This window comes from Myxococcus sp. AM011 (genome assembly GCF_013372595.1).
GTDB classification, from domain to species: domain Bacteria; phylum Myxococcota; class Myxococcia; order Myxococcales; family Myxococcaceae; genus Myxococcus; species Myxococcus eversor.
In genome coordinates this window covers 1-19554 of record NZ_JABXEM010000116.1, presented here as the reverse complement: position 1 = coordinate 19554, position 19554 = coordinate 1, and the positions used below count along the sequence as shown (strand labels likewise).

Annotated in this window: 13 protein-coding genes; 8 read left to right on the top strand and 5 right to left on the bottom strand. The window is 69.9% G+C overall.

Annotation, left to right across the window (positions count from 1 at the left end; translation table 11 throughout):
• Nucleotides 1–18 precede the first annotated feature (18 nt).
• From HUW62_RS23630 to HUW62_RS23615, 4 genes are all read left to right on the top strand, one after another.
• On the top strand, nt 19–2235 hold the full coding sequence (locus tag HUW62_RS23630; protein ID WP_163867872.1) for a M4 family metallopeptidase: 2217 nt from the start codon (nt 19–21) through the stop codon (nt 2233–2235).
• Nucleotides 2236–2693: 458 nt separating this feature from the next.
• On the top strand, nt 2694–8759 hold the full coding sequence (locus HUW62_RS23625) for an ATP-binding protein (RefSeq protein WP_255203599.1): 6066 nt from the start codon (nt 2694–2696) through the stop codon (nt 8757–8759).
• Between the two features lie 40 nt (nt 8760–8799).
• Entirely contained in the window at nt 8800–9024 is a 225-nt protein-coding gene (locus HUW62_RS23620; protein ID WP_176435688.1) for a hypothetical protein, read from the top strand.
• A 24-nt stretch (nt 9025–9048) separates the two neighbouring features.
• Nucleotides 9049–9201, top strand: coding sequence for a hypothetical protein (locus tag HUW62_RS23615; protein ID WP_163867870.1), 153 nt, complete (start codon nt 9049–9051; stop codon nt 9199–9201).
• A gap of 12 nt (nt 9202–9213) precedes the next feature.
• Here the strand turns inward: HUW62_RS23615 and HUW62_RS23610 are convergent, their stop codons facing one another.
• Both HUW62_RS23610 and HUW62_RS23605 read right to left on the bottom strand, forming a co-directional pair.
• Nucleotides 9214–10902, bottom strand: coding sequence for a glutamine--tRNA ligase/YqeY domain fusion protein (locus HUW62_RS23610; RefSeq protein ID WP_163867869.1), 1689 nt, complete (start codon nt 10900–10902; stop codon nt 9214–9216).
• A 152-nt stretch (nt 10903–11054) separates the two neighbouring features.
• Nucleotides 11055–12275, bottom strand: coding sequence for a glycosyltransferase (locus HUW62_RS23605; RefSeq protein ID WP_240356664.1), 1221 nt, complete (start codon nt 12273–12275; stop codon nt 11055–11057).
• Nucleotides 12276–12372: 97 nt separating this feature from the next.
• Between HUW62_RS23605 and HUW62_RS23600 the strand changes: the two genes are divergently transcribed.
• Nucleotides 12373–13272: an alpha/beta hydrolase gene (locus HUW62_RS23600; protein WP_240356662.1), complete on the top strand. Its 900-nt coding sequence runs from the start codon at nt 12373–12375 to the stop codon at nt 13270–13272.
• A gap of 10 nt (nt 13273–13282) precedes the next feature.
• Here HUW62_RS23600 and HUW62_RS23595 read toward each other — a convergent pair whose 3' ends face one another.
• Nucleotides 13283–14056 carry an arginyltransferase gene (locus HUW62_RS23595; protein ID WP_176435687.1) on the bottom strand — a complete coding sequence of 258 codons (774 nt, stop codon included), beginning with the start codon at nt 14054–14056 and terminating at the stop codon, nt 13283–13285.
• Between the two features lie 190 nt (nt 14057–14246).
• Between HUW62_RS23595 and HUW62_RS23590 the strand changes: the two genes are divergently transcribed.
• The 3 genes from HUW62_RS23590 to HUW62_RS23580 all read left to right on the top strand — a co-directional run bounded on the left by HUW62_RS23590 (nt 14247) and on the right by HUW62_RS23580 (nt 16977).
• Nucleotides 14247–14495, top strand: a complete 249-nt coding sequence (locus HUW62_RS23590; protein ID WP_176435686.1) for a hypothetical protein — start codon at nt 14247–14249, stop codon at nt 14493–14495.
• A 185-nt stretch (nt 14496–14680) separates the two neighbouring features.
• Complete coding sequence (locus HUW62_RS23585; protein ID WP_176435685.1) at nt 14681–15532, top strand: glycosyltransferase family 2 protein; 852 nt, start codon at nt 14681–14683, stop codon at nt 15530–15532.
• Nucleotides 15529–16977 carry an alanine racemase gene (locus HUW62_RS23580; protein WP_163867864.1) on the top strand — a complete coding sequence of 483 codons (1449 nt, stop codon included), beginning with the start codon at nt 15529–15531 and terminating at the stop codon, nt 16975–16977. Before HUW62_RS23585 ends, HUW62_RS23580 begins: the two co-directional genes overlap by 4 nt.
• Before the next feature lie 19 nt (nt 16978–16996).
• On the opposite strand, the gene HUW62_RS23575 is transcribed toward HUW62_RS23580, so the two are convergent.
• Both HUW62_RS23575 and HUW62_RS23570 read right to left on the bottom strand, forming a co-directional pair.
• Nucleotides 16997–18481, bottom strand: a complete 1485-nt coding sequence (locus HUW62_RS23575; RefSeq protein ID WP_240356660.1) for a carbamoyl-phosphate synthase — start codon at nt 18479–18481, stop codon at nt 16997–16999.
• Between the two features lie 177 nt (nt 18482–18658).
• A partial coding sequence (locus HUW62_RS23570) for a hypothetical protein (protein WP_368670463.1) occupies nt 18659–19554 on the bottom strand: 896 nt, incomplete at its 5' end.

Below are 19554 nucleotides of genomic sequence, written 5' to 3'. Positions count from 1 at the left end.
TTCATCCGGGGGAAGTGCATGCTCTTGAAACGAGGACGCGGAGTCGTCGGTGCCACGCTGCTATGCCTGACCATGGGGGCCTGCACCGAGGCGAGCCCTCCGAAAGACAGCAAGGAAGCGGTGAACGCGAAGACCTCGGAGGCACTCACGGGTGCGCACCAGGTCCTCGCGGCCGACAAGGACTCCGTGCCCACCTTCGTCAACGGGCCCTTCGGCGCCGCGCCGACCACCGAGGCCGCCCTCCGAGGGCTCCAGCCGGCGACGCTGGCACCCGTCCTGGCGCGGGTGGCCCCGCTGTTCAAGGTGAAGCCCGAGCAGCTCTTCCTGAAGAAGGCCTACGTCGGCTTCGACGGGGATGCGCACTTCCGCTACGGCGTGCGAATCAACGGCGTGGAGGTCATGGGCGCGGAGCTGCGGCTGCATGCGCGTGATGGCCAGGTCTTCGCGGCCAACGGCGATGCGCGCGGTGACCTGCCCGCGCTCGAGGGCACCACCGTCTCCTCGGAACTCGCGGTGGAGCAGGCCCTGAAGGACAAGGCCTCGCCGGCCGACGCCACCCTCGTGGGCAAGCCGGAGCTCGTCTACTGGCGCGACGGTGGACAGCTCCTGCTCGCCTACAGCCTCCGCATGAAGGGCGAGTCCCAGAAGGGCGAGCCCGTGGACGACACCGTGCTCGTCAACGCGCGCTCGGGTGACGTCTTCGAGCGCTTCACCCATATCCACAACGCGCTGAACCGCCGGGTCTACGATGGCAACCAGGGCCCTGGCCTTCCGGGCACCATGAGTCGCATGGAGGGAGACCCTCCGGTCCTCGACCCCGTCGTCAACGCGGCCTATGACAACACGGGGGCCGTCTGGCGTTGCTACAAGGAGCTGTTCAACCGCGACTCCTACGACAACGCGGGCGCCGCGCTCATCACCACCGTTCACCACCGGGTGAACTACGTGAATGCGTTCTGGGATGGCACGCAGATGGTGTTCGGCGACGGCGATGGAACCACCGCCTCCATCCTGCCCTACGCCATCGACATCACGGCCCACGAGCTGACGCACGCGGTGACGGAGTACGAGTCGAACCTCATCTACTCCGGTGAGTCCGGCGGCCTGAACGAAGCCATCTCCGACATCTTCGGCGCCGTGTGCGAGTGGCACTCGGAGGGCAAGGTCATCAACGAGGGGACGTTCATGATGGGCGAGGACGTCTGGACGCCACACATCCCCGGGGACGCGCTTCGCTACCTGTACAACCCCCGACTGGATGGCAGCTCGCTGGATGACTACGCCGACTACAGCTCGGGCGTCGACGTCCACTACAGCTCGGGCATCGCCAACCTCGCCTTCTATCTGCTCTCGCAGGGCGGAACGCATCCACGCTTCCCAACGCGTCCCGCGGTGACGGGCATCGGCATCGAGAAGGCCGCCCGTATCGTCTACAAGGCGAACGCGGACCTCCTGACTGCTTCCTCCAGCTTCGAGGCGGCGAAGGTCGCCACGGAGCAGGCCGCCATCCAGCTCGGCTATGACGCGGCGACCGTCGCCTCCGTCACCGCCGCTTGGAAGGCCGTACAGGTGGGTGTCGTCATCCTTCCCCCGGACGCCCCCCCCCTGGAGCGCAACGCCCCCGTGGTCACCTCCGGCACCCGTGGCGCGAAGAAGTATTTCCGCGGTGAGGTGCCCGAGGGCGCGACGAACCTGCGCTTCGCCCTGTCGGGTGGAACGGGCGACGCGGACCTGTATGTCCGCTTCGGCACCCCCCCCACGACCTCCCTCTATGACTGCCGCCCCTACACCTCCGGCAACAACGAGGCGTGCGCCTTCGCCACTCCCACGCCCGGCACCTGGTGGGTGATGCTCAATGGCTTCACCGACTACGCCAACGCTTCGCTGGTGATTACGTTCCAGGGCGGCTTCTTCCCGCTCGAGCCCAACGTGCCGGTGGGGGGCCTGTCCGGCGCCACGAACGGCACCAGCGGCTTCTTCGTCCAGATTCCGGAGGCCCCGGAGGGCGGCTACCGCAACGTCACCGTGAAGGTCGAGGGTGGAACGGGCAACGCGGACCTCTACGTCCGTCGCGGCGCCTTCCCCACCCACAGCGACTACGACTGCCGCGGCATGAAGGAGACCAACGTGGAGCGCTGCGACCTCAAGTACGTCGAGGGCGGCAAGTACTACGTGTGGCTCTACGGCGCGAAGGGCGGCTATCAGAACGCGTCGCTCGTCGTCACCTATCGCTGACCTGTGAAGATGTGAGGCGGCCCACCCGACCCGAGGCATGACGCCTCGACGGGTGGGCCGTCGCAGTCCCCGCTGCCCCCGTGAGGCCGCACGTGCGCCCCCCTTCCACTCGGGTGGGCGCGCGGAGCGTGGGCCCCGGGAACAGCCCCTCGCCGCCACCTCGCACGAGTGGACCCTGTCGCCCCTGGTGGACGCGTCCTCCGTTGCTCGTTCCCGAGCCCGCCTCCCAGCCTTCCAGGCAGCGCCTCTTGCCTACCCGGGCGAGCGTGCACACCGTGCCGCAGGCGACACATGTCTCCTGTCTCGATGTGTCGCGGCTGCACTCCAACCCCGTGCATTTCCAAGGTTGCGCCAGAATATTGTCGCCGATACAGGCCTTCATCCTGGGCGTTGAGGCCTCACCCATCCTCCCTGCTACGTCCTGCAAGCAACGAAGTGTGGGGCGATGACCGAATTCGATGAGCCACTCGACCCAACGTCCTGGGACATCTCGTTCCGACCTTCATCCCGTGGCCGCGGCGGTGCTCGCCGGCGGCGGCGAGATGGGCGCGCTCATGCGCGCCACCGACTGGTCGAAGACGCCCGTGGGCCCGCCGGAGACCTGGCCGCAGTCGCTGCGCACGGCGGTCAGCATCGTGCTCGAATCCCACTTCCCCATGTACATCGCGTGGGGACGACAGCTCGTCCAGTTCTACAATGACGGATACAGGCCCGTGCTCGGCTCCACGAAGCACCCCTCGGCCATGGGCACCAGCGCCCAGACGACGTTCGCCGAGAGCTGGCACATCATCGGCCCGCTGTTCGACGGGGTGTGGCGGGGCGCGGCGGTCGGCTCGGTGGATTGGATGCTGCCGCTGGACCGGAACGGCTACCTCGAGGAGTGCTACTTCACGTACTCCTACAGCCCCATCCGGGACGAGAGCGGGGGCGTCGGAGGAATCCTCGTCACCCTGACGGAGACCACGGGCCGGGTGCTCGGCGAACGACGGCTGCGAACCCTCCGGGACCTCGCGGCGCGCGCGGGGACCGTCAAGCGAGAGGAGGACGCCTGGCGTGAGGCCGCGCGAGCCCTGGCGGGCAATGCCTACGACCTTCCCTTCGCCCTGCTCCATCGCCTGGGTCCCAGCGGCGAGCTGTCCTCCGACCTGATGGAGGCGACGGGCTGGGAGACAAAGGCCCAGGCCGCCTCGCGGTTCGGCGACCTTCCCGCCAGCGCCACCTGGTCCTTCTCCGAAGCGTGGGAGGCCCGGGGAGGACACCTCATCTCCGACGCGCGCACCCGCTTCGGCGAGCTCCCGGGCGGCCCCTGGCCCGATTCTCCCCACTCCGTCCTGGTGCTGCCCATCACCCGCCCTGGGGCCAGGCGCCCTCATGGCTTCCTCGTCGCGGGAGTGAGCGCGCGGCGCGCCCTGGATGAGGACTACCGGGGGTTCCTGGCGCTGGTGGCGGACCACCTCGCCACGGCCGTCAGCAGCGCTCGCGCCTACGAAGAGGAGAAGCGGCGGGCGGAGGCCCTCGCGGAGCTCGACCGCTCGAAGACCGCCTTCTTCAGCAACGTCAGCCACGAGTTCCGCACGCCCCTCACCTTGATGCTCGGCCCCGTCGAGGACTCCCTGACGGATGTCGAGCATCCCCTCCCTCCGCCGCAACGGGAGCGCCAGGAGATGGTGCGCCGCAACGGGTTGCGGCTGCAGAAGCTGGTCAACACCCTGCTCGACTTCGCCCGGCTGGAGGCGGGCCGTGTCCAGGCTTCGTTCATCCCCACGGACCTCTCCGCCCTCACTCGAGATCTGGTCAGCAGCTTCGATTCGGCGATGACCACCGCGGGGCTGGAGCTGGTCGTCGCCTGCCCGCCGCTGCCCGACTCCGTCTATGTGGACCCGGAGATGTGGGAGAAGGTTGTCCTCAACCTGCTCTCCAACGCCCTGAAGTTCACCTTCGAGGGCCATGTCCACATCGCGCTGACATGGATGGACGACAGCGTGGAGCTGACGGTGAAGGACACGGGCATCGGCATGCCGGAGGAGGAGCTGCCGCGCATCTTCGACCGCTTCCACCGCGTCGAAGGCGCGCGGGGGCGCAGCCACGAAGGCACGGGCATCGGGCTGTCGCTGGTGCGGGAGCTCGTCAAACTGCACGGTGGCACCGTGACGGTGACGAGCGCCGTCCAGCGGGGCACCACCTTCACGGTGCGCCTCCCCACGGGCTTCGCGCACCTGGACCCGGAGAAGGTCGGAGCGGCCCGGACGCTGGCCTCCACCGGGATTGGCGCCCGCGAGTTCCTCGCCGAGGTCTCCCAGTGGAACGAGCCGGGGCTCCCCAGCGCGGGGCCTCCCCTCTCCCACTCCGAGGCGCGCATCCTCGTGGCGGACGACAACGTCGACATGCGCGGCTACCTGCTGCGCCTGCTGTCACCCCACTGGCGCGTGGAGATGGCGAGCCATGGCGCCCAGGCGCTCGCCTCCGCGCGGGAGAACCCTCCCGACCTCATCCTCTCCGACGTGATGATGCCGGGCGTGGGCGGCCTGGAGCTGGTGCGGGCCCTGCGCGCCGACGAGCGCACCCGCTTCATCCCCATCCTGCTGCTGTCCGCGCGGGCCGGAGAAGAGGCCACCATCGAGGGGCTGCGCAGCGGCGCGGACGAGTACCTGGTCAAGCCCTTCTCCGCCAACGAGCTCCGGGCCCGCGTCAACGCCCTGCTCACCGTGTCCCAGCTCCGGCAGGAGGCGCTCCTCGCCGAGCGCATCCACGCGGAGGAGGCCCGACGCCTGCTCGAGGAGGCCCAGCGCGCCACCCGCTCGCGAGAAGAGACGCTCGCGGTGGTCAGCCATGACTTGCGCTCGCCCCTCACCACCATCCGCACCGCCGCCGAGCTGCTGCAGCGACTCCCCCGGGAGGGCGACACGGGCACGCGCGTGCACAAGCAGGCGGAGTCGATTCACCGCGCCGCCACCCGGATGAACCGGCTCATCGACGACCTGCTCGACCTGGCGAGCATCGACACCGGGACGCTCTCCGTCGACGCGCGGCCGCAACGCGTGGAAGACCTGGTGCGCGAGGCCCAGGAGCAGTTCGAGCCCCAGGCGGCGGAGAAGGGCCTGACGCTCGACAGCGACGTGACGCCCGGGCTCGTCCTGCGATGTGACAGGGAGCGCTTCCTCCAGGCGTTCGGCAACCTCGTCTCCAATGCCATCAAGTTCACTCCGCCCGGGCCGGGAGGCCGCATCCACCTGAGGGCCGGACACACGCCTGGGACGCCTGGCATCCGCTTCAGCGTGACAGACAGCGGCCCGGGCCTTTCGCCCGAGGCGCAGCGGCACCTCTTCGACCGCCACTGGCACGCGGCCCAGAAGCGGCGCGACAGCCATGGACTGGGGCTCTCCATCACCAAGGGCATCGTGGAGAGCCACGGCGGGCAGCTCCTCCTGGAGGCCACCTCCGACGCCGGCAGCACGTTCTCCTTCTGGCTCCCCACCGAGCCTCCCTCCGGAGAGCGCTCGGTGGTTCCGCGCCCGGTGCTCGCGCGCGACGCCTCACAAGAGCACTTCATCCAGAGCGGTGGCGAGATGGGCGCCCTGATGCGCGCCTTCGACTGGCGGACCACTGCGCTGGGGCCGATGGAGCGCTGGCCCCAATCGCTGCGGACCTCGGTCAGCACGATGCTGCGCTCTCCGTACCCCATCATCCTGTTCTGGGGTCCGGAGCTGAACATGCTCTACAACGAGCCCTTCCGGCCCATCCTCGGGACCAAGCATCCGCTGACGCTGGGCGCGCGCGGCTCCGAGGCGCTGGCGGAGGAGTGGAAGCTGCTGGGCCCCTTGATGCAGCGCGTGCACGCGACGGGAGAGCCGCTCTTCATCGAGAACGGCAACGTCAACTTCGCGCGGCGGCCCGGGGGCCTTCGGGAAGAGGCCTACTTCACCTGGTCCTACAACCCCACCATTGGCGAGTCGGGGGAGATCGCCGGCCTCTTCGCCATCGCGAGCGAGACGACGCGGCAGGTCGTCGGAGACAGGCGCCTGGCCATCCTCCGGGAGCTGTCCATCCGGGCGGCGCTCAGCGCCAAGGTCGAGGCGCTCTTCGTCGCATTGGAAGAGGTCCTCACACCCGCCGGACACGATTTGCCCTTCGGCCTGCTCTACGTCGTCCGGGGCGAACAGGCGCAACTCGTCACCTGCGCCAACCTGCCCCGAGGCTCGGCCTCGGCGCCCACCGAGCTGCACCTGGATGAGACGAGCGCGTGGCCGCTCGCCAGCGTCGTCCACGAGGGACAGGAGGTGCTGGTCGACGACCTCGCGACGAGGTTCGGTCCCCTCCCCGGTGGCCCCTGGCCCGAGCCCACGACTCGCGCGCTGCTGCTTCCGGTGCCCATGGGCGCGGACGCGGAGCTGATGGGCGTGTTCGTCGCCGGCATCAGTCCGCTGCGCGCGCTGGATGACGAGTACCGGAGCTTCCTGCAGTTGCTCGCGCGGCAGCTCGCCGCCAGCTTCGCCAGCGCCCGCGCCCACGAGCAGGAGCGGCAGCGCGCCGAGCAGCTCGCCCAGCTCGACCAGGCCAAGACGGCCTTCTTCAGCAACGTGAGCCACGAGTTCCGCACGCCGCTCACGCTGATTCTCGGGCCCATCGAAGACGCCATGAACCGGGAGCCCAGGGTCCTGGAGGGAGAGCAGTTGGACCTGGTGCGCCGCAGCGCGCAGCGGCTCTACAAGATGGTCAACACGCTGCTCGACTTCTCGCGCATGGAGGCCGGACGGACGCAGGCCACCTACGTCCCCACGGACCTGGCGACCTTCACGCGCAACCTGGCGAGCACCTTCGAGTCCGCGGTGGGCAGCGCCGGGCTGCGGCTGCGGGTGGACTGCCCCCCGCTACCCGAGGCCGTCTACGTGGACCCGGAGATGTGGGAGAAGGTTGTCCTCAACCTGCTCTCCAACGCGGTGAAGTACACCTACCAGGGCGAGATTCATGTGGGCCAGCACTGGAGGGACGGGGGCGCGGTCCTCACGGTGCGGGACACCGGCGTGGGGATTCCCGAGGAGGACCTCCCGCGCGTCTTCGAGCGGTTCTACCGCGTGCGCGCCACCCAGGGCCGGAGTCACGAAGGGACGGGCATTGGCCTCGCCATGGTGGAGGAGCTCGTCAAGCTGCACGGGGGCACCGTCTCCGTGACGAGCCGGCTGGGCGAGGGCACCACCTTCACGGTGCGGTTGCCGGGCGGCTCGGCCCACCTGCCCGAGGAGCGAATCGACCACAAGCCCCGCTCGCGCTCGTCGGCGGCCTGGGCCGCGCCCTTCGTCCAGGAGGCGCAGCGGTGGTCGGCATCGGACGCGCCCCTGCTCCAGCCCGTGGCGATGGAGCGCGCGGACGACGCGCAGTTGGACATTCCCGAGTCGCTGACGTCCTCGCGCATCCTCCTCGTCGACGACAACGCCGACCTGCGCAGCTACGTCTCGGGGTTGCTGAGCCGCCGCTTCTCCCACGTCGAGACGGCGATGAACGGCCGTGAGGCCCTGGAGCGGGCGCGCCTCCAGCCGCCCGACCTCATCCTCTCCGACGTGATGATGCCGGTGCTGGACGGCTTCGGCCTCGTGCGCGAGCTGCGCGCGGACCCGCGCACGCGGGCCATCCCCATCATCCTGCTCTCCGCTCGCGCGGGCGACGAGTCCACGGTGGAGGGCCTGTCGAGCGGAGCCGACGACTACCTGGTCAAGCCCTTCTCCGCGCGGGAGCTGATGGCCCGGGTGCGCACGCAGCTGGAGATGGTCAGCGTGCGGCGGGCGGTGACGCGCAAGGAGCTGGAGAAGGAGGCGCTGCTGGACTCCGTGCACCTGCGTGACGAGTTCCTCAGCCTGGTCAGCCACGAGCTGCGCACCCCGGTGAGCGTGCTGACGCTCAACATCCAGAACCTGTTGCGCAACCTGGACCGCGAGGACACCCGGCTCTCTCCAGAGGAGCTGGTGCGGAGCCGGGCGCAGACGACGCAGAAGCAGCTCCAGCGACTGACGCGGCTGGTGGAGCACCTGCTGGACGTGTCCGAGTTCGTCACCGGCCGCCTGGCGCTGGTGCGCCAGGACGTGGATGTGACGGCCGTCGTGAAGGACGTCATCGAAGGGGCACGGGAGAAGGCCGCGCGCGCGGAGTCCTCCCTCACGTGGACCACCCCACCCGCCGTGGTGGGCCGGTTCGACCCGGAGCGGCTTCGTCAGCTCGTGGAGAGCCTGGTCGACAACGCCATCAAGTTCGGCGCGGGCAGGCCCATCGAGGTCAGCGTGGCCGCCTCCGGGGACAGCGTCCGCATCGCCGTGGTGGACCATGGCCCCGGCGTCGCCTCCGAGGACGGCGAGCGAATCTTCGGCCGCTTCGAGCGCGCCGTCTCCACGCGCAATCACGGAGGCTTCGGACTGGGCCTGTGGATGGCGCTCCACATCGCCGAGGGCCACGAGGGAGGCATCCACCTGACGCCCACGGAGGGCGGCGGCGCCACCTTCACCGCCGAGTTGCCGCTGACAGCGCCGGAGGGCTGACGGTCGTCCGTGAGGCACACACCCTGCTAGACTGCCGGGCATGGTGCCGTTGACCAACCGAACCCGAGCCGCCCTGCCTCCCGAGCAGCGAGAGGCGCTGGAGCGGGAGCTCGCGCCCCTCACGATGCTCCAGGACGTGGTGCGCTGGGGCTTCGCCAGCACGCCTCCGCGCGACGTGACGGAGGTGGTGGTGCAGGACGAGTTCACCCACGACGTGGTGCTGCCCTGGAAGGACGGCGGCTACCTCGTCTTCGACACCACCTGACTCGGCGGAGTCAACGCGGTCTCCGTGTGGGACCGTCGCCCCAGTGCTGATGACCTGCTCGACACCCGGCTCGCCGCGGGCTGGACGCCCACGCCCACCGGCACCGTCGACGGAGACGTCATCCTGGGCCATGCCGCGTGCAGGGTGCCGCCCGCCAAAGGCAAGGCGACACCCTGAGCGACGCGGGGACTACTTCCCCTTGCCCTGCTCCTTCACCCACGAGTCCTTCAGGGTGACGGTGCGGTTGAAGACGGGCTTGCCCGGCTGCGAGTCCTTGGGGTCCGCGAAGAAGTACCCCAGCCGCTCGAACTGGAAGCGGGACTCCGGCGTCGCCTGGGCCAGCCCTGGCTCGATGCGCGCGTTCCTGAGGACCTCCAGGCTCGCCGGATTGAGGAAGGTGGTGAAGTCCTTCGCGTCATCCGAGTCCGGGCTCTCCACGGAGAAGAGCCTGTCGTACAGCCGCACCTCGGCGGTGGGCGCGTTGCCCGGCACCCAGTGCAGCGTGCCCTTCACCTTGCGGCCATCCGGCGAGTCACCGCCGCGCGTGGCCGGGTCATAGGTACAGCGCAGCTCCGTGATGTTGCCGGCCGCGTCCTTGATGACCTCCTTGCAGGTGATGAAGTACGCAGAGCGCAGGCGCACCTCCTTGCCCGGCGCCAGTCGGAAGAAGCCCTTCGCGGGGACCTCCATGAAGTCCTCCGCCTCGATGAACAGCTCGCGCATGAACGGCACCTTGCGCGTGCCCATCTCCGGCTTCTGCGGGTGGTTCTGCACCTCCAGGAGCTCCTCCTGCCCCTCGGGGTAGTTCTCCACCACCACCTTCAGCGGGCGCAGCACCGCCATGGCACGAGGGGCCGTCTCGTTCAGGTCCTCGCGGATGCACAGCTCCAACACGCCCATGTCGATTAGCTGCTGCGTCTTGCTGATGCCCGCGCGCGTGGCGAAGTCGCGGATGGAGGCCGGCGTGAAGCCCCGGCGGCGCAGGCCGCTGAGGGTCATCATCCGGGGGTCATCCCAGCCGGAGACGTACTTCTCCATCACCAGCTTGAGCAGCTTGCGCTTGCTCATCACCGTGTAGTTGAGGTTCAGCCGGTTGAACTCGTACTGATACGGCCGGTCCCCCTGGATGAGGCTGTCGACAATCCAGTCGTACAGCACGCGGCGGTTCTCGAACTCCAGCGTGCAGACGGAGTGGGTGATGCCCTCAATCGCATCCGACAGGCAGTGCGCGAAGTCGTAGAGCGGGTAGATGGGCCACGCCTCGCCGGTGCGGTGATGGTGCGCGTGGCGGATGCGGTAGATGGGCGGGTCTCTCAACACGGGGTTGGGGGACGCCATGTCGATTTTCGCGCGCAGCGTGTGCTTGCCGTCGGGGAACTCTCCGCCGCGCATGCGCTCGAAGAGGTCCAGGTTCTCCTCCACGGAGCGGGTGCGGTACGGGCTGTCCCGGCCCGGCGTGGTGAAGTCGCCGCGGTACTCGCGAATCTCGTCCGCGGACAGGCTGCACACATACGCCTTGCCCTGTTTGATGAGCTGCACGGCGAAGTCGTAGAGCTTCGGGAAGTAGTCGGACGCGAAGAACTTGCGGTCGTCCCAGTCGAAGCCCAGCCACTTCACGTCACGCTGGATGGACTCGACATAGTCGGTGTCCTCGGTGACGGGGTTGGTGTCGTCGAAGCGCAGGTTGCACACGCCGCCGTATTGCTTCGCCAGCCCGAAGTTCAGGCAGATGGACTTGGCGTGGCCGATGTGGAGGTAACCATTGGGCTCGGGCGGGAAGCGGGTGTGCACGCGACCCGCGTGCTTTCCCGCCCGCCGGTCTTCCTCGATGATCTCCTGGAGGAAGTTCAGGCCCTGCGTTTCGTTCGTCGTCGTCATGATGGGGGCGAATCCTCGTGAAGCCGCCCGGGGCCGGCAAGCGATTCCTTGCACCCTCGCCGTTCCCAGCGGGCCTCGAACCAGAACATCCGGGCCGTGGGACTCCTTCCGCCCCCGAAGCAACGGGCGGCCGGGAGCCTCCGAAGGCCCCTCTAGAGGGACGCCAGCAGCGCTTCCCAGGCCCCCAGGGCCCTGGACGCGGACAGCTCGTCGGCCCGGGCCCGCGCCTTGCGGGACAAATCCTTGCGGTGCACCTCGTCGGTGACGACGCGCTCCAGCGCCTCCGACAGCGCCTGGGCGTCCTCCACGGGCACCAGGACGCCGTGGCGGCCATGCTCGAGGACCTCCCCCGGCCCGGAGGGGCAGTCGGTGCTGACCACCGGGCACCCCAGGGCGAGCGCCTCCAGGAGCACCATGGGCAGGCCCTCGAAGCGCGAGGACAGGGCGAACACGGTGGCCCGCTTCATCAGCGCGTGCGGATTGGAGGCGAACCCCGGCATGAAGACGGTGGACTCCACGCCCAGCGAGCGCGCCAGGGCCTTCAATTCGGCCTCCAGCGAGCCCACCCCGAGGATGAGCAGGTGCTGGTCCACGCCCCGCTGACGCGCCAGGGCATGGCTCCGGATGAGCACGTCGAAGCCCTTCTGGGGCTCCAGCCGGCCCACGGCGATGACCACGGGCTTCGCGAAGACGGCCGGAGCCCAGTCCGGCAGCGGCCCTTCCGCGGCGGCGCGCACGGTGTCGCCGTCCACGAAGTTGGGGATGACCTGGAGCCGGTCCTCCGGCACGGGAACCAGCGACCGGAAGGAGCGCGCGGTGTCATGGCCGCAGGCGACGATGCGATTCATCCGCGGGTACAAGAGGCGCAGCCCCCAGAGCTGCCGGCGCGGCTGCTCGTGGTGGAACGCGCCCCAGTCGAAGTGGATCATCCCCACCACGGGCTTGTCGAGCAGCTTGCCCGCCAGGCAGGCCAGCAGCGCGGCGCGGCCCTCCTGCCCCGCGACGATGACGTCGGCCTCGCGCGCGTGGCGCAGCAGGTGCCAGAGGTACACCGGCAGGCTCTGCCGATGGTAGTCGTAGGAGTCCGTGGCCCAGACGACCTCGGTGTTCTTGGGCAGCCGGTCCTCGCGCCCTGGTGGGGGCCGGTGGTGGAAGAACAGCCGGGTGGCGAAGCGGCGCGGGTCCAACCCCTCCAGGATGTTGCACACGGAGCGCTCGATACCGCCCCCGCCCAGGAACACGAGCGTGAAGAGCACTCGCTTCCGGATGGGGTCTTTCGAGGCGTCTCGTGGCACCGGTTGCAGCATCAGCCCCCACTCCCAGAAGGCGGGTGCACCGTAGTCCAAGCAGCCATACCCGCCAACAGAAGGCACGCCGGGCCTGTTCTCTAGAGAGCCGAGCCACCAGCCTGACGCGGGCCGACAGGGAGCTCGACTAGACTGGCTCCGGCCCACGCCTTCCTACCCCCCCGTGAAAATCCCACTCCGCCCGAGCCGTGTCCTCCTCCCGCTGTCCCTGCTCGTCCTCGTCGCCGTCGCCGGCGCGCTGGCGGTGCGCGGCCACCGCATCGGACTGGGGCTGCTGCACCCCCCACATGTGCCGGTGGAGCGGCCGGAGGCCTCTCTGGAGTTCACGGGCCTGGAGGACGTGACGTTCTCCAGCGCGGACGGGCTGACGCTGCGCGGCTGGTATGTGCCGTCGCGCAACCGGGCGGCCGTGGTGCTGGTGCATGGCTTCGCGGACAACCGCGCGCAGTTGCTCTTCGAGGCGCGCGCCCTGGCCCGGGCCGGCTTCGGCGTGTTGCTGTTCGATTTGCGCGCGCATGGCGAGAGCGGTGGAGACCGCGTGACGTGGGGAGACAGCGAGCGGCGCGACGTGACGGCCGCGCTGGACTTCGTCTCCATGCGGCGCGACGTGGACCCCGCGCGGCTGGGCCTCTTCGGCTTCTCCATGGGCGGCACCACCGCGCTGCTGGTGGCGGAGACGGACGCCCGCGTGAAGGCGGTGGCCGCGGCGGGCGCGTACCCCGCGCTGGAGGCGGACGTGTACTCGGGCTACGGCCGGTGGGGGGCCCTCAGCGCGGAGCCGGTGCTGTGGACGCTGCGGCACGCGGGCGTGGACGTGAACGCGGTGCGCCCCATCGACGGCATGTGCCAGCTCCAGGGCCGGCCCCTGCTGCTCGTCAACGGAGACGTGGACCCGGACGCGCCCGCCAAGCTCCAGGCCAGCCTCTTCCGCGCCGCCTGCGAGCCCAAGGCCCTGTGGGTCGTGGAAGGCGCGGGCCATGGCGAGTACGCGCGCGTCGCGCCCGAGGAGTACGCGCGCCGGCTGCGCGAGCACTTCGACCGGGCACTCCTGAGCGCGGGCTGACACGCGGGAGCTACGGGGTTCCCGACGGCTCGGCGGTCTCGGGCGCCGCCGGAGGCTCCCACGCGGGCAGCGCGTTCAGCGCGGGCCGCCCCACGAGCAGCTCGTGCGGACGGAAGCCGCCCTTGTAGCGCAGCGACGCGCAGTCCTGGACGCGGTAGCCCAGGTACACGTGGGGGATTCCCCGCGCCCGCGCCAGCTCCACCTGGAACACCACGTTCGCCGTGCCCGGGGACAGGGCCGCACAGGCCGGGTCGTAGAAGAAATACACCGCGCTCCACGCTCGCGGCGTCTCGTCGCAGATGCCCAGCGCCACCAGCCGGGGGCCCCCCTCCGCGCCGTCGTCGTAGTACGCGACTTCGCGCGCGGACGGATGCGGGAACGAGAACTGGAGCGAGTACTCGCGCGGGGTGAGCGGCGAGGGGTCCCACTCCCGCGAGGACTCGCGCTCCGCGTGCCACGCCCGGTAGAGCGCCAGCCGCTCGTCGTCCACGCGGGGCACGCCCACCTCCACGCGCAGGTGCGCGCAGGCCGCCCGAGCGCGGCGCTGGCTGCGGTTGGGGCGGAAGGACTCCACCGGCAGCCGCAGCGAGACACACTCGCCACACGAGGCGCACGCGGGCCGGAAATACAGCGGTCCGAACCGGCGCCACCCGCGCACCAGCAGATGTTCGTACTCCTCCGGTGACACTTCCTGCATCACCAGGTTTTCCAGTGACGCCTGCCGCTCCGGCAGATAGCTGCACTGGCGAGGGGCTTCGACTTCATGTGCCAGGAGGAGAGCCATGTCCGTCCACGTTCCTCTCCGGAGGCCCGCCCGGCGTCAAGTCGGCCGCGGGTGTCAGCATGCCCCGCGGCCAGGGAGCCACGCTCCTTCAGTGTCTCATGTCGAGCCCCTGACGCGTCTCCAGACGCGAGGGCATGGCATGGCGACTGCAACCATTTTTCCCCGACTCCCACGCAAAAGGCGGAAGCACATGGCCCGAGACTGCCTGCATCCCTGGATGGACCGGCTCGCCCATGCCCGATGGGAGGCCGAGGCACTCGAGCGCCCAGCCTCCTTCGAGGGAGAGACGTGGGACGACCAGCGGCTGGGAGCCCGGATGCTGGAAGCGCTTCGCTCGAACCCGGACAGACGTGTCCTGCCCTCACGACCTTCCTGGCAGGTCGTCGAGGACCCCCGGTGGGAGCCGGACGACTTCGAGTCCGGTGTGGCGAGCTATTGAAGGACGCGTCAGGTCCCGACGACGCGGCGTCATCCGGAGACACAGCTTCTCAACCTCATCCATTTTGAGAACACGTTCCCCGCGCACACCTTGCGCGGCGGGCAGGCGGCCGCGCAAGCCGCGCGCGATGGATGGAACGCCAAGGCGTCTTCCCGGCCCCCGGCGCCAGCGCGTATAAGTCTGACATGTCCGCAATCGATGTCTCGGTGGTGATGCCCACCCACCGACGAGAGAAGGAAGTGGTGGAGGCCATCCGTTCGGTGCTCCGCCAGGAGGGGGTCCACGTCGAGGTCATCGTGTTGGATGACACGCCGGAGGGCACGGCTCGGGCGACGGTGGAGGGGTTGGGCGATGAGCGCGTGCGCTACGTGGTGAACGACCCGCCCTCCAAGGGCCGTCCGGCGGTGGTGCGCAACCACGGCGTGACGCTGGCGCGCGGTCGCTACCTGCACTTCCTGGACGACGACGACATGCTGGCGGACGGCGCGCTGCACGCCATGGTGAGCGCGCTGGACGCGCGCCCCGACGCGGGCGTGGCGGTGGGCTGGGTGGTGCCCTTCGGCGACGACGCGGACTGGCTCAAGGACAAGAGCGAGTACTTCGAGTGGGCCGCCAAGGTGGGCGCCTCCACGCCCAACAGCGCGTGGACGGTGGCGCACATCCTCTTCCGCGGCACGCTGTACGTGAACTCCGCCTGCATGGTGCGCCGGGAGCACTTCGCCGCGCTGGGCGGCTTCGACGCGTCCATTCCCGTCTACGAGGACGTGGACTTCTACCTGCGCGGCATCCGCGCCTTCGGCCACGTCTACGTCAACCGGCCCATCCTGCACTACCGCACCGGCCGGCCCTCGCTGATGCACAACCTGGGCAAGGACGGCACGCTGGTGATGCAGTCCAACGAGATGATTCACGGCAAGTATCGCCAGACGAACGGCGTGCTGGAGTACCGCGCGCTGCAGCTGTTGATGCGGGCGCTGCCCTTTGATGTCGCCAAGCGGCTGCCGCTGCGGTTGCCGAAGCAGGGCCGGGTCTCATGAGCCTGAAGAGTCGCCTCGTCGGGACGGCCAAGCGTCAGGTGAAGCAGACGCTGCGGCCGGTGTTGCAGCGGGCCATGGCGCCCGCGCGCACGGAGATTCCCGCGTCGTATTGGGGGCTGGAGCATCGCGCCAGCCAGGGCCTGTGTCTGGAGGGCGTGCCGCTCAAGGAGCTGGTGAAGCGATGGGGCTCGCCGTTGCATGTGGTGCACCTGGCGGCGCTGCGGCGCAACGTGGAGCGCTTCCTGGCCGTGCCGCAGGGACGGGCGGGCGGCTGCGAGGTGTTCTACTCGTACAAGACGAACCCGATTCCCGGCGTGCTGGAGGTGCTGCACGGGCTGGGCGTGGGCGCCGAAATCATCTCCGCCTATGAGCTGTGGCTCGCGCTGAAGCTGGGCGTCGCGCCCGAGCGCATCGTCTACAACGGCCCGGTGAAGTCGGACGCCTCGGTGCGCGAGGCCATCTCCCGGGGCATCCAACTGCTGGCCGCGAATCACGCGGAGGAGCTGGGCACCTTCGCGCGCATCGCCGCGGAGGTCGGCAAGCGCCCGCGTGTGGCGGTGCGGGTGACGACGGACAGTGGCTGGGCGGCGCAGTTCGGCACGCCCATCGCCGGGGGCGCGGCGCTGCGGGCGTATGCGCAGGCGCGCGCGTCGTCCCATCTGGACGTGGTGGGCCTGCACGCGCACCGGGGCGCCACCATCCGCACCGAGGGCGAGTTCACCGGCTTCGTGGAGGCGGTGCTCGCCTTCACGGACACGCTGCACCAGGAGCTGGGGTTGGACCTGGAGGTGCTGGATTTGGGCGGCAGCCTCTGCACCCCGTCGGTGGAGCACATCGCCGAGCGCGACTGGCGGCTCAACCTCACGTTCTTCCGCGACGTGCCCGCGCCGGACCCGGAAAGCGCGCTGGGCATCTCCCGCTACGTGGCGCTCGCGGTGGAGCTGGTGGAGTCGCACTACACGCGCCGGGGCCGCAAGCGTCCGCGCATCTTCCTGGAGCCGGGCCGCGCCATGACGGGCGACACGCAGCTTTTGCTGGGCCGCGTGCACACGCTCAAGGAAGGCGATGACCGGACGTGGGCGGTGCTGGACGCGGGCGTGAACCATGCCGAGTGCGTGCGCAACGAGTACCACCAGCTCTTCCACGTGGACCGGCCGGACGCGCCCGCGTCGCGCGTGTACACGGTGGTGGGGCCCATCTGCACGCCGGGCGACACGCTGTACCACGCGAAGCGACTGCCGGAGCTGGCCGCGGGCGACACGCTGGCCATCATGGACGCGGGCGCCTACTTCGTGCCGTTCGCCACGTCCTTCTCGTATCCCCAGCCCGCCATCATCGCGTTGGACAACGGGCAGGAGCGGCTCCTGCGCCGGGCGGAGACGTTCGAGGACCAGTTGGCCCTCGACACCGTGACGGCGACTCCGGGCAAGCCCGAAGCCGCCTGAGCCCGCTCCCCTCCCGCGCCTACCGGTTGAGCACCATCATCCGGAGGAAGGCGCGGGGGTGGCGCGCGGAGCCGTAGAGAATCTGGGCGACCTCCACCGCCGTGGGCATCATGTCATCCGAGTCGATGAGCGGATCCACCGCCACGTCCCGGTGCTCGCCCAGCCAGCGTCGCCACTGACGGGCCTCGTCGACGGGGAGCGCGCCCGAGAGGCGCTGGAGGTTGAGCAACATCTCCAACGCAATCCGGTTGCAGAACACCTCGCCCTTGCCCGTCCACTCGCGCGCCGCCTGAACCACGCGCTCCAGCGCGGGCGTGTCGCCCAGCGCCGCGTGGTAGGCCATCAGCGGCAGCGGCAGGCCCCGGGCGATGTCGAAGCCCATCTGCCCGTAGTAGCGCGGGTTGAAGTCGATGAGCAGGAACTCGTCCTTCGTCTGGATGAACTCCACCTCGAAGACGCCGTGGTAGCCCAGCCGCTGGCACAGCCGCTTGAGGCCGTCCGCCAGGTCCTGGCGCACCGGCGCGGACTCGAAGCACACGCCCACGCCCAGCCGGCGCGGACGCTGGAGCACCTTCATGGCGCCCCGCACCTCGAACAGCTCGCCGGACTCGTCCACGAAGCCCGACAGGCTGTAGATGCCCTCCGCCGCCTCCGGATGGAACTCCTGCACCATGGGCCGCGCCACCGCCGGGTCGAACTTCACCAGCATGTCCGCGTACCCGTCGCGCGCGAAGGCCCGGTACTCCGCCACCAACTGCGACGGCTCCGCCACCGGCAGGCCCTTGACGTGGGTGGAGTAGAGAATCTGCGTCGTCGGCTTGATGAGGACCGGGAAGCGCGCCTCGCGGGAGATGGCCTCCAGGTCCGCCTCGGATTCGGGGAACCACGTCCGCGGCAGCGTCAGCCCCACCGCCTGGCCCGCCTCGAAGAGCTTGCGCTTGTTGAGCAGCCCGTACACGGACTCCACGCCCGGGTCATAGAGGTGGAAGTACTTCGACAGCTCGCTGGCGTGGACCGACACCAGCCACGCCAGCTCGTCGCTCGTCGGGTACAGCACGTGCCGGCCCGGCTCCCTCCGGCCGAAGTCCAGCAGCCACTCCATGAACGCCTCGGGCTGGGACTCGGGGGGACACTGCACGCGCCGCCCGACGAAGCGGGACCAGCTCGCGGGCCCCAGGCGGCCGGGGTCCGCCACCGTGACGTCAATGCCATTGCGCCCGAAGCAGCGCGCGGCGGCGAGCGTGCCGTAGAAGCTCGCGGAGAACAGCAACGCGGACGGTCGCCCCTCCACTCGCGGGCGCGCCGCCTGCTCCACCTTTACGTCTTCTGCCTCCACCTGAGCCGTCTCCAGTCTCTCCACGTCCTCCAGCCTGCGAGGACGCGGGGGCGTCCTGCGGGCTGTTGCCTGGGCTTGCGCGCCGACACCTGAAGCCTGCGTCGGAGCGGGAATCGAGAGACCCGCGGCGAGCCCGGCGGTGAGGAGTGAGAGGATGTGTCGTTTCATGCCTTGGGGACTCAACATAGCCGCCCCCCCCACCATTTGCCCCTGTCCACTTCGCCTCATGTGGTTGGAGGGCCATGGAACCCGGTCCGGGTCGGATGCGACGACCCGTTGGCTCGCGGCGACCCATGGGGCCGGGAAGCCTCCTCGGGCCATGGCACGAGCAGCTGGCCCCGCGCGTCAGGGGCTCACGCCACCCTCCGGCCGCCACACGAGGTAGCCCGAGTCGAGCAGCCACGGCTCGTTGGACACGCCGCCAACGCGCGCCCCCAGGCGCGTGACGGACTCGCGAAATGCGTCGGCGGGCGAGGTGTGTCCCGCCTCGCGCGATTGTCTCCAGGCATCTGTCCACTCCTGGAAGAAGTGGTGCATGGCCTCGCCGGGACGGACGCGTCGGCGCAAGTCCCGGGGCAGCCAGTCGCGAAACAGCAGGGGCGCGAAGCCGTTGCGAAAGTCGGTGTGGAACAGGAGCGCCTCGCGCGCGGGCGGAGCCTCCGGGTCCGCTGAAGTCCGACGCAGCAGGTGCGCGGTGAGCACCGAACCCTCCGGGTCCGAGCTCCCCTCCACGAGCAGCCCCGACGGGAGCAGGAAGCGACCCAGGGCGCGGTGCACCTCGGAGACGCGTTCGACGGGTCCCTGACGCAGCAGGTTCATGGCCCGCACGAGGCGGACGGGCTCGTCCTCCGAGAGGGGCAGCTCGAAGCCCCCCTGCCGGAAGTGCGTGCGGGGCCCCGCATGGGCCTGGGCCGCCAGGGCGCGCGCCTCCTCCAGCTCCACGCCGATGACGGTGAGCTCCGGCTGGAGCGCTCGAAACGCCTCCGCGCTCTCCAGCGTCGTCCACGGGTGCTCGCCGAAGCCCACGTCCACGAAGACGGCGCGGGCCCAGGCACCGTCCACGCGCGTCAGCAGCTCGCGCTCGAAGCGGCACAGCCAGGCATCGAGCGCGCGCAGCCTCCCTGGCGCGGTGCGTCCCCGGGTCTTCGCATCCAGCGTGGACATGGCTCCCACTTCGTCGAGGCCCGCCGCGCGCGTCAAGCCTCCCCCCGGTTTCCCCCAGCCCGCGCGGGCCGGTAGGC